This window comes from Polynucleobacter sp. MWH-Creno-3A4, assembly GCF_018881885.1.
Classification (GTDB): domain Bacteria; phylum Pseudomonadota; class Gammaproteobacteria; order Burkholderiales; family Burkholderiaceae; genus Polynucleobacter.
The window spans coordinates 182,213-194,914 of record NZ_JACXSA010000001.1 but is presented as its reverse complement, the minus strand read 5'-3'; the positions used below and the strand labels follow the sequence as shown (position 1 = coordinate 194,914).

10 protein-coding genes and 1 pseudogene are annotated in these 12,702 nt (G+C 47.2%); 2 read left to right on the top strand and 9 right to left on the bottom strand.

Going from position 1 to position 12,702, the window contains the following annotated elements; translation table 11 throughout:
• Entirely contained in the window at positions 1–3,615 is a 3,615-nt protein-coding gene (dnaE, locus tag IEN92_RS00920) for a DNA polymerase III subunit alpha (protein ID WP_216159675.1), read from the top strand.
• On the opposite strand, the gene IEN92_RS00915 is transcribed toward dnaE, so the two are convergent.
• Genes IEN92_RS00915 through IEN92_RS00905 form a run of 3 tightly spaced genes read right to left on the bottom strand, consistent with a single transcriptional unit; the run spans position 3,616 to position 6,322 of the window.
• Positions 3,616–4,773 (bottom strand): glycosyltransferase family 9 protein, encoded by a 1,158-nt coding sequence (locus IEN92_RS00915; protein ID WP_216159672.1) that lies wholly within the window; start codon positions 4,771–4,773, stop codon positions 3,616–3,618.
• A gap of 11 nt (positions 4,774–4,784) precedes the next feature.
• Complete coding sequence (locus IEN92_RS00910; RefSeq protein ID WP_216159669.1) at positions 4,785–5,564, bottom strand: glycosyltransferase family 2 protein; 780 nt, start codon at positions 5,562–5,564, stop codon at positions 4,785–4,787.
• The gene (locus IEN92_RS00905) at positions 5,561–6,322 is read right to left on the bottom strand and encodes a glycosyltransferase family 2 protein (protein ID WP_216159666.1); all 762 of its coding nucleotides are present in this window, start codon (positions 6,320–6,322) and stop codon (positions 5,561–5,563) included. The genes IEN92_RS00910 and IEN92_RS00905 overlap by 4 nt, the downstream gene beginning before the upstream one ends.
• Before the next feature lie 10 nt (positions 6,323–6,332).
• Between IEN92_RS00905 and msbA the strand changes: the two genes are divergently transcribed.
• The gene (msbA, locus tag IEN92_RS00900) at positions 6,333–8,096 is read left to right on the top strand and encodes a lipid A export permease/ATP-binding protein MsbA (protein WP_216159663.1); all 1,764 of its coding nucleotides are present in this window, start codon (positions 6,333–6,335) and stop codon (positions 8,094–8,096) included.
• 7 nt (positions 8,097–8,103) lie between these two features.
• On the opposite strand, the gene rng is transcribed toward msbA, so the two are convergent.
• The 6 genes and pseudogenes from rng to hemF all read right to left on the bottom strand — a co-directional run bounded on the left by rng (position 8,104) and on the right by hemF (position 12,698).
• Positions 8,104–9,567 (bottom strand): ribonuclease G, encoded by a 1,464-nt coding sequence (gene rng, locus IEN92_RS00895; RefSeq protein WP_215373596.1) that lies wholly within the window; start codon positions 9,565–9,567, stop codon positions 8,104–8,106.
• Positions 9,564–10,187, bottom strand: a complete 624-nt coding sequence (locus tag IEN92_RS00890) for a Maf family nucleotide pyrophosphatase (protein WP_216159660.1) — start codon at positions 10,185–10,187, stop codon at positions 9,564–9,566. Before IEN92_RS00890 ends, rng begins: the two co-directional genes overlap by 4 nt.
• A 4-nt stretch (positions 10,188–10,191) precedes the next feature.
• Positions 10,192–10,635, bottom strand: coding sequence for a 23S rRNA (pseudouridine(1915)-N(3))-methyltransferase RlmH (gene rlmH, locus IEN92_RS00885; protein ID WP_216159657.1), 444 nt, complete (start codon positions 10,633–10,635; stop codon positions 10,192–10,194).
• Positions 10,636–10,667: 32 nt separating this feature from the next.
• Positions 10,668–11,054: pseudogene (rsfS, locus tag IEN92_RS00880) on the bottom strand (ribosome silencing factor); the annotation flags it as partial.
• Positions 11,055–11,100: 46 nt separating this feature from the next.
• On the bottom strand, positions 11,101–11,790 hold the full coding sequence (locus tag IEN92_RS00875; RefSeq protein WP_216159651.1) for a nicotinate-nucleotide adenylyltransferase: 690 nt from the start codon (positions 11,788–11,790) through the stop codon (positions 11,101–11,103).
• Positions 11,787–12,698: an oxygen-dependent coproporphyrinogen oxidase gene (gene hemF / locus IEN92_RS00870; protein WP_215376989.1), complete on the bottom strand. Its 912-nt coding sequence runs from the start codon at positions 12,696–12,698 to the stop codon at positions 11,787–11,789. Before hemF ends, IEN92_RS00875 begins: the two co-directional genes overlap by 4 nt.
• Positions 12,699–12,702: the final 4 nt, after the last annotated feature.

Genomic DNA, 12,702 nt, shown 5'->3' with positions numbered 1-12,702 from the left:
ATGGCTTTACCCCGTTTTGTACATCTTCGCCTTCATTCCGAGTTTTCGATTACGGATGGAGTCGTTCGTATTGACGATGCGGTAGCCGCTGCGGCTAAAGATGACATGGGCGCGCTTGCTCTGACCGACCTGAGTAATTTATTTGGTCTGGTGCGTTTTTATAGTGCTGCCCGTGCAGGAGGTATCAAGCCGATTGCTGGTGCAGATGTGTGGGTCAGTAATCCACAGGATCCCGATCAACCCCATCGTTTATTGCTCTTAGTCCAAAATCATTCTGGTTATCTCAATCTGTGTGAGTTACTCAGTAGAGCATCTTTGGATAATCAATCACGTGGGCGTGCAGAAGTTGACTCTTCATGGTTTAGTGAGCCTGCTGCGAAAGCAGAAGACAAGGCCGCGAAGAAAACTTTAGCTTACGGTCTCATTGCACTCTCCGGGGCGCGTTTAGGTGAGATCGGTGCTGCCTTATTAGCAGGGCAAGAGGATCAAGCCAAGATTGCTGCTAAACGGTATGCCAAGCTTTTCCCGAAATCCTTTTATCTAGAGGTCCAGCGGGGCGGTCATCCGCAGGATGAAAAGCAGCTCCAACTGGCTTGCCACCTCGCCAGTGAATTAGATTTGCCAGTGGTAGCAACTCATCCAGTGCAGTTCATGCAAAAAAGTGATTTCATTGCGCATGAGGCGCGCGTCTGTATTGCTGAAGGGGAATTATTGGGTAACCCACGACGCTCTAAGAAGTTTAATGATGAGCAGTATTTCTTAACGCAAGCTCAAATGGAGCAACGTTTTGCAGATTTGCCCGCGGCAATTGCGAACTCCGTAGAGATTGCCAAGCGTTGTAATTTATCTTTAGTTTTAGGTAAGCCACGTTTGCCAGATTTTCCAACCCCTCCTGGCATCACGCTGGATGATTATTTACTGCAGCAATCTGAAATTGGCCTAGAGCGTCACATGGAGCGCAATTTTCCAGATGCAGAGGAACGTGCCAAAGAAATGCCGCGTTATCACGAGCGCTTAGTCTTTGAGGTAAAAACGATTTCTCAGATGGGCTTCCCAGGTTATTTCTTAATCGTGGCGGACTTCATCAACTGGGCCAAAAATAATGGCGTTCCCGTTGGGCCAGGTCGTGGATCGGGTGCGGGCTCACTAGTAGCCTATTCATTAGGAATTACTGACCTAGACCCTCTGCGTTACAACCTGCTCTTTGAGCGTTTCTTAAATCCAGAGCGGGTCTCGATGCCCGACTTCGATATCGACTTTTGCCAGCACGGTCGTGACCGGGTGATTCAGTACGTGAAAGATAAATATGGCAAGGATGCGGTGAGTCAGATTGCTACCTTTGGAACCATGGCTGCACGAGCGGCCATTCGTGACGTAGGTCGTGTGCTGGAGCAGGGCTATAACTTTGTAGACGGCATTGCCAAATTGGTACCGAATAAGCCAGGTCAATATATGACGATTGAAATGGCCAAGAAAGAAGAGAAGCAATTGGCTGAACGTGAGAAGAATGAAGATGAGGTGCGTCAACTCCTCTCACTCGCGCAGCAATTAGAGGGCATGACCCGTAACGTGGGTATGCATGCGGGTGGTGTATTGATTGCCCCAGGGCGCCTCACCGATTTTTGTCCTCTCTATACCCAGGAAAGTAAAGATCAAGATAGCAGCTCAGTCATTAGTCAGTTTGATAAAGATGATGTTGAAGCCATCGGTCTTGTGAAGTTTGACTTCTTAGGCCTGACTACGCTAACCATCTTGGCTGCAGCAGAGCGCTGGATTAAAGCCTTACATGCTGATCGCAAGGGCTGGAGTATCAGTGATATATCCCTCGATGATGAAAAAGCCTTTGATGTTTTGAAGAGAGCGAATACGGTTGCCGTGTTCCAGCTAGAAAGTCGCGGCATGCAAGGCATGCTTCGTGAGGCTAAGCCTGACCGCTTCGAAGACATTATTGCCTTGGTAGCCCTTTATCGTCCTGGACCAATGGATCTCATTCCAGACTTTATTGAGCGTAAGCATGGACGTCAAAAAGTGGAGTACCCAGATCCCCGTATTGAGCCAGTTCTGCGTGAAACCTACGGCATCATGGTTTATCAAGAGCAGGTGATGCAGATGGCACAAATGATCGGCGGCTACTCTCTGGGTGGTGCTGATATGTTGCGTCGTGCGATGGGTAAGAAAAAGCCAGAAGAAATGGCCCAGCACCGCAAGATCTTTAGCGACGGTGCAAAAGCAGGCGGTATTAGTGAAGGCAAGGCAAACGAGATTTATGACTTGATGGAGCGTTTCGCTGGCTATGGATTTAATAAGTCTCATGCAGCTGCTTATGCGCTCTTGGCATATCAAACTGCTTGGCTCAAGGCTTACTACCCAGCAGAATTTATGGCGGCGAACTTATCGCTCGCAATGGATGACACCGATAAGGTGAAGATTTTGTATGACGATTGTTTGGCCAATCAGATTCGGGTGTTCTCGCCAGACATTAATACCGGTGTGTATGAGTTCACACCCTTGCGTGCTCCAGATGCTACCCCAGATTCATCAATCAGTCATATTCGTTATGGCTTAGGTGCGGTTCGAGGCACTGGAGAGGCAGCAATTGAGGCGATTGTGAAAGCGCGTGAGACGGGTGGACCATTTAAAGACTTGTTTGACTTCTGTGCACGGGTTGATCGTCGACAAGTGAATCGCCGCGCAATTGAGGCTTTGATGCGCGCTGGCGCATTCGACAGCCTCTATCGGGATTCTGTTCCAGCAGGTGGCAATCTGTACGATATTCGCTCAACCTTGTTGGCTTCTTTGGCAAGAGCAATTGAGGCGGCAGAACAAGCTGAGGCCTCAATTCATCAAGTGAGTTTGTTTGATATTGCTGGTGAGGAAGATCGACATCTCCCAGAGTTGGTACGTGAACCTGTTTGGTCTGAGAAGAAACGGCTCCAAGAAGAAAAAACAGCGCTTGGCCTGTGTTTGACTGGGCATATGTTTGATGCCTATCGCGAGGAGACGGCGCATTTCATACGCCAACCTTTGGCTAAGGTGGCAGAAGGTAAAGATCAGCTGATAGCGGGCATCATCACCTCTGCAAGAATGCTCACTGGCCAACGTGGCCGCATGATGATTGCAACGATTGATGATGGTAGTGCGGCAATCGAGGTAACCCTCTATAGCGAGGTATATGAGCCTAATCGCTCTTGGCTCAAAGAAGATGAGATGCTTATTGCGAAGGTGAATGTCACTCCTGATAAATTCTCGGGTGGTGTGCGAGTTGTAGCTGAAGCTGTGATGGATATCACTGGTGCGCGGATGCGTTTTGCTCGTAATGTACACGTCTGCATTGATTCGGCAATTGATTTGAAGGTGCTGCGTAGCCAAATCGGCCCCTATTTAATGGCCAATCGTGTACGAGATCCAAAGTTCGGTGCCCCACCGCCAATGCCTGGATCGAATGATGGCGTAAAGGGTTTGATGCTAACCGCAGCGGTTACCACTAGCGGTGGCGCATGCTTAATGCAATTTCCTGAAGAGTTGCGAATTTACCCGGATGATGCTTGCTTGCATAGCCTCAATCAATTATTGGCCTCAAAGCAAAAAGACCCTGTGCAGGTTCAGTACCACTAATTACTTTTGCAATACTTGCTCAATCGCTTCGATGACTTGAGCAGGCTCTAATAAATCCAAGCATTCACTATAGCTATCAGCCCGATCTAAGCAGCCTGCTTTGCGGCAAGGAACGCATTCACCTGGGCCCTGAAGGATAGTGACATTACCTACAGTTTGAGAGCGGGCACGTAATTGATAGGGCTGCTCGCCGATAAAGCCATTAGGCCACGGGCCAAAGTTAGTAGGTGGGGTGGCGCCAAATAAGGTGATGGTTGGCGTATTGCAAGCTGCTGCTAAATGGGTAATTGAGGTATCCACCCCAATGAAGAGAGCAGCTCCACGCAAAAGCGTCCCAGCTTGAGGGATCGATAGCTTCCCAGCAGTATTCATTACTTTTGCACGAGTTTGCTCATCTAGTAAGGAGAAGATGTCTTGATTCAGTTGCATATCCTGCTTTGCTGGAGAAGCACTTAATACGACTTGGAAACCCTTGCTTACTAGCCAGGTAATGATGTGTTGCCAATGCGCTAGAGGCCAACGCTTATAGGCCGTAAGCGGCCCTGGATGAATCACGACATAAGGCTGTACCAGCGTGCTAGCAATGATTGGGGTCAGCACTTCTCCAGCAGGTGGGGTAACGGCGATTGGCTTATTAAATAATTCAGCGGGACTTTTGAAGAAGGCTTCAAGTAAGCGTAATTTTTCTGCAATGACATGTTGCTTAAAGTAATCCACATCCACGGTATGCATGCAAATGAATTTTTTCCATGCATTTTGTGTATCGCTCTTACTTCTTTTGGATTGATCCCAAGCATCTTTGCCTTGAGGATGACCTCCCAAAACACCGACTCTTCTGAAAGCGGCAACTAAGCCATACAGGTAAGCTCTATCGCTTGGCTGAGTAACGATCGCCAAGTCATAGCGCTGAAATAAGCGATTGAAGAGAGAAAGGTATTCTCCAAATCCAGGGCGATCTGAAGTTTCAATGACTTCAGTAATGTTCGGATTGCCATGGAGCATATCTAGCTTGCCGCGATAACCTAGAAAATGAAACTCTGCATCTGGCCAAAGCTCTCTGGCTTTGCTAATGAGTGGGGTGGTGACAAGTACATCACCAATTTGCCGAGTGGCAATAAACAAAACTTTTTTAGGTTTAAGGTTAGAAAATTTGGCCATAGGAAATGGTCTTACATTGCCTTAGCAAGAATCTTTTCACGAACGCGGCGCGCATTTTCAGCGGCATTACTTTGATCGTGAATCTGATGAAATAAATGCAAGACTTCAGTTGCCCATGCACCTGATTTGCGGATGATGTGATTACGTTGTAAGCGGAATATAAAATCAGCATCTTCATGACCCCAGCCGGTCATAGTTTCATCAAAGCCACTAATGGCTTGAGCATCTACTTTCCAGCAAGCCATATTGCAGCCTTTAATGCGACGCCAAACGAACTTTTTGTAATCTCGCCATCTGCCACTGCCGAGCTTCATCTTGAGGGGTAGGTACTTGTTAATTTCCCCGCGAATGCGTTTGGCTAAAAGGCCAGCACTAAAGCGTTGGAAATCCCAATGTGGCCAGGTCAATAGTTCCTTGGTGAGTTTTTCATTAAGCAAGACGCGACTACCTGTCACCAAATGCCCTTGTTGGGCTAGGTTGCGATGACGGGCTACAAAATCGGGCTGCACAATGCAATCACCATCTAGAAAGATTAGATACTCTCCCCGAGCAGCAGCAATCGCTTGATTGAGAATAGTCGTTTTCCGAAATCCTTGATCTTCTTGCCAGAGGTGTTGAATTGCGATAGAGCAGGATGTTTTGAACTGCTCAATAGCATGCTTAGTAGTCTCAGTAGAACCATCGTCAGCAATAATGATTTCAAAATCACGATCCGTTTGGGTGCCAAGGGATTCGAGGCAGAGCTTGAGTGCTTGTGGCCAATTGTAGGTGGCCAACAAAATTGAAATCATTTACGGGCTTCCTGATTCAGATGCCACAACTTGATATAGCGATAGTAAGTACCTTGGCCATTAGAAACTGCTAAAGCAAAGCCTTGCGCACCATCTAAGAATCCGGCGCGAATAATATAAGTACGAAAGAATGCCCAAAGTCCATGGAGGACTGCTTTAACTGGGGTGCTGGTTTTGCCTTTAGCAAATGCTTGTTCGGCAGAGGCGGTGGAATAGCGATCTAGCTTTTGCAAGACCTGGGAATAATTCATGAAGCTAAAGTGCAGCATGGGATTTTCAAGCTTGGCTACTTGCCCATTGGGAATTAATCGTTCATGCACCAGATCATTTGAAAAGCGGGCAGTAGCCCTTTTAAAGAGGCGATCAACATAATCCGGCGTCCAGCCTGAATGGCGAATAAAGCGTCCGCAGTACCAAGAAAGACGGGGGATAGCAAAACAATCTATATGGGCGCTATGGTGAATAGCCGTCAAAATTTCTGAGCGTAGGGCTGGGGTAAGGCGCTCATCAGCATCTAATGACAAAACCCAATCCCCCGTCGCCAGGTCTAAAGCACGGTTCTTTTGAGGCCCAAAACCGGGCCAATCTGGCGGGCTGGCGATGATTGCACCATATTTTTGGGCGATCTCAAGGGTGCGGTCTGCACTAGCGGTATCAACCACTACTATCTGCTGGGCAATGCCCTCCAGGGAGGCTAGACAATCGTCCAAATTGGCCTCTTCATTGCGGGTGATGAGTATGACTGATAAGGTGGGCATAATTCATTATATGAATGCTCAAGACCGTACCGCTCTAAATCGCTTAATTACCTACCTGAAACCCCATATTGGCCTGATTATTGGGTCATTGGTGGCTATGGCTTTTGTGGCAGCCGCCGAGACCTCTATTCCGGCTTTGATGAAGCCCTTGCTTGACCGGGGTTTTACTGGTCAGCTGAATAGCAAACTTTGGCAGGTGCCGGTTTTCTTGGTGGGCTTGGCTATGGTCCGCAGTTTGGCGCAATTCTTATCGAATTATTTATTGTCGCGAGTCATTAATTCGGTGTTGCTGAAATTACGTCAACAAATGTTTCAAACTTTGTTAAACGCAAGTACTGCCTTTTTCCAAAAAAATTCTGCATCCAATTTAATTAATGCCGTTGTGTTTGAAGTGAATAATGTGCTCTCTATTATGGGGGGCATGCTCATTAGTCTAGTGCGAGACTCACTAACGGTAGTAGGTTTAATGGGTTATTTGATTTACTTGAATTGGCAGCTAACACTTGTTGTTTTGATTATCTTCCCGGTTATTGCATTCATTATGAGCAAAATTAATCGGCGTTTGCGCTCATTGAATCGAGAGCAGCAAACCTTAACTAGTGATTTAGCGTATATCGTGGAAGAGGCAGCGGCTGGCTATAAGATAGTTAAAGTTCATGGTGCCGAGCAATATGAGATGAATCGCTTTTTAGAAAAAGCGGACCGATTGCGCCAGTTTGCTTTGAAGTCTGCTGTGGCAGGCGGCTTGAACCAGCCGATTACTCAGTTGATCGCCTCAATGGCGCTATCTGTCGTATTGGTGATTGCGCTGATGCAATCTGCATCCGAAGGTACGACTGTTGGTGGATTTGCTGCATTTATTACCGCGATGATGCTGGTCATCTCCCCCCTCAAACACTTGGCTGACATCAATCAACCCTTGCAGCGGGGTCTGACTGCCGCTGAAATGATCTTTGGTTTGATGGATCAGCCATTTGAAGAAGATGAAGATCGAAGGCTCAATATGAGAGCTTTGGATAAAGCAAAAGGTGGTATCCGCTTCGAGAATGTTGGTTTCTCTTACCAGCAAGAAGAGGGCCGCAAAGATGCTTTAAATGGGATCAATCTTTTAATTAAGCCGGGTGAAGTAGTCGCCTTTGTTGGCCCATCGGGCGGAGGTAAATCTACCTTAGTGAATTTACTACCACGCTTCTTTAAGCCTACAAGTGGCCATATTTTCTTGGACGATATTCCTCTGGAGAATATTGTCTTGGCTGATGTCAGAAGGCAGATTGCATTCGTGAGTCAGGATGTCATCCTGTTTAATGACACTATTGCTGCAAACGTAGCCTATGGCGCTTCTGATCAAAATGGTATTGATCGAGGAAGAGTCATTGAGGCTTTAGAAGCCGCTAATCTGGGCGCGCTGATCAAAGAGTTGCCAGAGGGCATTGATTCTATGGTTGGTGACAATGGCAACCGCTTATCTGGCGGCCAGCGCCAGCGACTGGCAATCGCTCGTGCCATCTATAAGAACGCGCCTATCTTGATCTTAGATGAGGCTACTTCAGCGCTAGATTCAGAGTCTGAGCGTCAAGTTCAAGATGCCCTAGACCGACTGATGGCTGGCAGAACCACTCTGGTGATTGCACATCGCCTATCTACGATTGAGCATGCTGACCGCATTGTGGTGCTTGAGCATGGCCAAATTGTAGAAAACGGTTCTCATGAAGACTTAATTAAGCAGGATGGTCTGTATGCCAACTTGCATCGCATCCAGTTTTCTAACGCTTAAAGTCGCACTAACTCAGAACGATATCGTATTGCTCTTGGCGGAAGCTGCCTTCTGCTTGGAGGGTAATCGGCTTGCCAATGAAGTCGCCCAATTGGGCTAAGAATTGATTTTCTTCTTCAAGAAATAGATCAATCACATCAGGTGCAGCCACAATCCTAAATTCACGGGGATTAAATTGGCGATGCTCGCGCACAATCTCACGCAAGATTTCATAGCAAATAGTTTGTGCGGTTTTAATTTCCCCTTTGCCCATGCAAGTGGCACAAGGTTCGCAGGTAATGTGAGCTAAGGATTCACGGGTACGCTTGCGGGTCATTTCTACCAAACCTAAAGCAGAAAATTCGCTAACAGAGGTGCGAGCATGATCACGCTCCAGGTTGCGCTTCAGCTCATGAAGAACAGACTCTTGATGATCTTTGCCAACCATATCAATGAAGTCAATAATGATGATGCCACCAAGATTACGTAAGCGTAATTGACGAGCAATCGCTTGCGCTGCTTCTAGATTTGTTTTAAAGACAGTGTCATCCAGATTGCGTGCACCAACATAGCTGCCAGTATTGACATCAATAGTAGTCATCGATTCTGTTTGGTCAATCATGAGATAGCCACCAGATTTCAGATCCACTCTACGACCTAAGGCTTTATTAATTTCTGCATCTACATCAAATAAATCAAAGAGGGCGCGCTCACCACGATGCAAAGTTAGCTTGCCTAAGAGATTAGGCATATAGAGATTGGCAAAACCCTTCAGCTTCTCAAAATTCTCAGCAGAGTCAACCCGAATTTGCGTTGTTTCTTCACCCGCTACATCACGTAACACTCGCTCAGCTAGGCTGAGATCTTGATACAAGAGCGTGGGTGCAGGATGATGCTTCATCGCCTCCCGAATATTTTCCCAAGTGGTGCGCAGATAATGCATATCGTGCTGTAACTCAGTATCAGAGGCATCTTGGGCGCTAGTGCGCACGATGATGCCACCTTTTTCATCAGCGGCCATCAGCCCAGCAAGCCGGGCTTTAATGGCTTCACGCTCTTCTGCTTGGTCGATGCGTTGGGACACGCCAATGTATTTCTCGGTTGCTGTATCGCTACCTGCTGGAGGTAGATACACAAGATTGCGACCAGCAATACTGAGCTGGGTTGTTAAGCGAGCGCCTTTGGTACCCAAAGGATCTTTTAATACTTGGACCAAGATAGTTTGCCCCTCAAACAACAGCTTCTCAATTTGGGCTTGGGGATTATTTTGGGTAATGTCAGCAACGTGCATAAATGCGGTACGCTCAAGACCAATCTCAATAAAGGCTGATTGCATGCCCGGGAGTACTCGTACGACTTTGGCTAAATAGATATTGCCCACAATACCGCGCTGGCGAGTGCGCTCAATCTGCAATTCCTGCACAGCGCCTTGCTGAATTAAAGCAACTCGCGTTTCTTGCGGGGTGATATTGATGAGGATTTCTTCATTCATATGCATGTCACTTGAGCGCGCTTTAAAAGTTGGGCTGTTTCATATAAGGGAAGGCCCATGATACCGCTATAGCTTCCCTCTATTGAGGGAATAAAGGCACCCCCAAGGCCCTGGATGCCGTAAGCTCCTGCTTTACCGAAAGGCTCCCCACTGGCAATGTAATGATTGATTTGATCCAGCGATACAGCTGAAAATTGGACCTTGGATACTTGTACGAAAGCGAGAGGGGCTGCTTGTGGAGTAACAGTAATGGCAACTGCGGTAAGCACCTCATGAACCTGGGCGCTGAGTAAATTTAATATTCGTGCTGCGTCGACAGCGTCTGTTGGCTTGCCCAAAATCTCCGCATCAGCACTATTGGGAATGCTGACCGTAGTATCTGCGCACAAGATGGGCGCCCATTCCAAACCACTTTTATGCCAGCGTTGTAAAGCAGCTTTACTCTTTGCCAGGGTGACCCGTTGAACATAGTCATATGCTTTTTCATGGGGAAGGGGTATTTCAATACTCTCAGCCTCCTCACCGGGAGCAGGGGCTAGCATTTCAAAGTGAACGCCCAGTTGCCTTAATAGCTCCTGGCGACATGGGCTTTGGGAGGCTAGATAGATAAACGAGTGCACAGGATTATTCCCGGTGGTATGGGTGGCCTTGTAGGATAGTCCATGCGCGATAGAGTTGCTCTACTAGCAACACTCTAGCCATCGCATGCGGGAGCGTTAAGCTGGAAAGACGCCAAAGAGCTTGAGCATTGGTTTTTAGGCTGGGATCAAGACCATCAGCTCCACCAATTAAAAAAGTGATGTCAGTGCCTTCTTGGCGCCAGGAAGCCAGGTGCGTTGCCAGATTCTGGGTTGTCTGATCTTTACCGCGCTCATCTAAGGCAATCACTTTGGATCCTTTCGGAATTGCAGCTGCAATCTTGATCACTTCTTTTGCGGGCGTCAGGTCTGGCTTAATCTCTTTGATCTCAATGGCGCAATCTGCTGGCATGCGCTTGACGTAATCATTGGTAGCCGTTGCTACCCAGTCCGGCATTTTGTGACCTACAGAAACAATTGTTAAGCGCATGGGTGCTAAAGAAAATCAAAGACCAAGAATTACTCTTCGTCGTCAGATTCGCTGGCTTTGACTAGACCTTTACTACCTGCCAATTTGACGCGCACAGGTTTTGCGCCCCACATGCCTTCAAGCTGATAGTAAGAGCGCAGCATGGGTTGCAAGATGTGGACAACGATATCGCCGCAATCCACTAAGACCCATTCACCAGTTTCAAGGCCTTCAACGGAGATAACTTCTCCACCTTTAGCATTCACCTCTTCTTTGACAGACATTGCCAGAGAACGAGTCTGCCGATTGCTTGAACCGGTTGCGATGATGACGCGATCAAATAATTCGCTTAATTTAGAGGTGTCGTAAACGCGAATATCTTGCGCCTTAACATCCTCTAGGGCATCAATAATGACGCGTTGTAATTTACGTAATTCCATGTGTTCTCAATGATATTTTTTAGTGTTTGGGATGATCTTATCCCGATTACTGATACAAACCCAGTTTTGTAATGATTTGTAGAGTATGCGAGGGAATTTGTTCAGATTCGATTTGGCTGCGAGCAGGGGTTTTGAGGCGATTGCGTAGATCGGTGGATGAAAGATCGACCGATAGGCTTTCATCGATATAGATGAGGCCAGCAGGCTGATTTTCAAGGGCAGCTGGATCATGTATTTGATGAGTCTCCAATAATTCTTGAATCTCCGGACTCATTTCTGCAACCAGGTCATAGTGAGGACGGCTCGCAACGGCAAAATTCATGTATTGGAATAAATCGCGCCAAGAGTTCCAGCTGGGTAGATGGATTAATGAATCCACTCCAGTTAGCCAGATCAAACTTGCCTCTGGTCCAAAACGTTCACGTAGCGATTTAGCGGTGTCGATGCTATAGCTCGGACCAGCACGCTCAATTTCAATCCGGTCAATGCCAATTTGGGTGGGGATGCTCAGATAGAGGAATGCCCTAGCTAGATCAATACCTGCAGCCTCCGTTAATTGAAACCGAATTTCTGCGGGAGTAATGTCAGAGCCTTTTTGCCAGGGTTCACCACTCGGTATGAGAAGTAACTCATCTAAGTGCAAGATTTTTGCAAAATGGCTAGCTAATCTCAAATGGCCAATATGGGGTGGGTCAAATGTCCCGCCCAAAATGCCAATTTTCTTGGTAGTACTCACGCTAGCCAATCGCGGGGTTTGAGGTAGTAGTCATACAGCTTAGCTTCTGGTGTGCCAGGTTCAGGTTGCCAGTTATAGCGCCACTGAACTACAGGTGGCATAGACATTAAGATAGATTCAGTACGACCGCCAGAGTGCAGTCCGAAGATGGTGCCACGATCAAAGATGAGGTTGTATTCCACATAACGCCCACGGCGATATTCTTGGAAAGACTTTTCCTCAGGAGTAAAGGCATCTTGGTAGCGTCGCTGAACAATGGGTAGATAGGCATCAATAAATGCATCACCTACTGCACGAGTCATCGCAAAACTCTTCTCAAATCCTAATTCATTAAAGTCGTCAAAAAATACGCCACCAATGCCACGTGGTTCTTCGCGATGCTTGAGATAAAAGTATTCGTCACACCACTTTTTAAAGCGGGGGTAGAGTTCATCGCCAAAAGGATCTAAGGCATCTTTAGCAGTTTGATGAAAATGTTTACAGTCTTCATCAACGCCGTAATAGGGCGTGAGATCGAAGCCGCCCCCAAACCACCATACAGGCTCTTTATCTGGTGCTTGCGCAATAAAGCAGCGCACATTCATATGGGTGGTTGGTACTTTAGGATTATTAGGATGAAAAACCAAGGAGACCCCCATGGCTTCAAAGCTGCGACCCGCAACTTCAGGGCGGTGGTGTGAGGCAGAAGGAGGCATTTGATCGCCACGCACGTGTGAGAAACCAACCCCACCTTTTTCGAGAATATTCCCGCCATCCAAAATACAAGTGCGACCATAACCTTTAAGCTTGCTATCTTCAGGCTTATGCCATTCATCAGCAACAAAGGCTTTGCCATCTAAGTCACCCATTGCGGCGGTAATGCGATCTTGCAGCCCCAGAAAGTATTCTCGGAGTGCTGCGATATCGATTTGA

Bases quoted from the DNA above. Each gene is read 5' to 3' on its own strand.
- dnaE (WP_216159675.1), top strand. From the start codon at position 1: ATGGCTTTACCCCGTTTTGTACATCTTCGCCTTCATTCCGAGTTTTCG.
- IEN92_RS00915 (WP_216159672.1), bottom strand. From the start codon at position 4,773: ATGGCCAAATTTTCTAACCTTAAACCTAAAAAAGTTTTGTTTATTGCC.
- IEN92_RS00910 (WP_216159669.1), bottom strand. From the start codon at position 5,564: ATGATTTCAATTTTGTTGGCCACCTACAATTGGCCACAAGCACTCAAG.
- IEN92_RS00905 (WP_216159666.1), bottom strand. From the start codon at position 6,322: ATGCCCACCTTATCAGTCATACTCATCACCCGCAATGAAGAGGCCAAT.
- msbA (WP_216159663.1), top strand. From the start codon at position 6,333: ATGAATGCTCAAGACCGTACCGCTCTAAATCGCTTAATTACCTACCTG.
- rng (WP_215373596.1), bottom strand. From the start codon at position 9,567: ATGAATGAAGAAATCCTCATCAATATCACCCCGCAAGAAACGCGAGTT.
- rlmH (WP_216159657.1), bottom strand. From the start codon at position 10,635: ATGCGCTTAACAATTGTTTCTGTAGGTCACAAAATGCCGGACTGGGTA.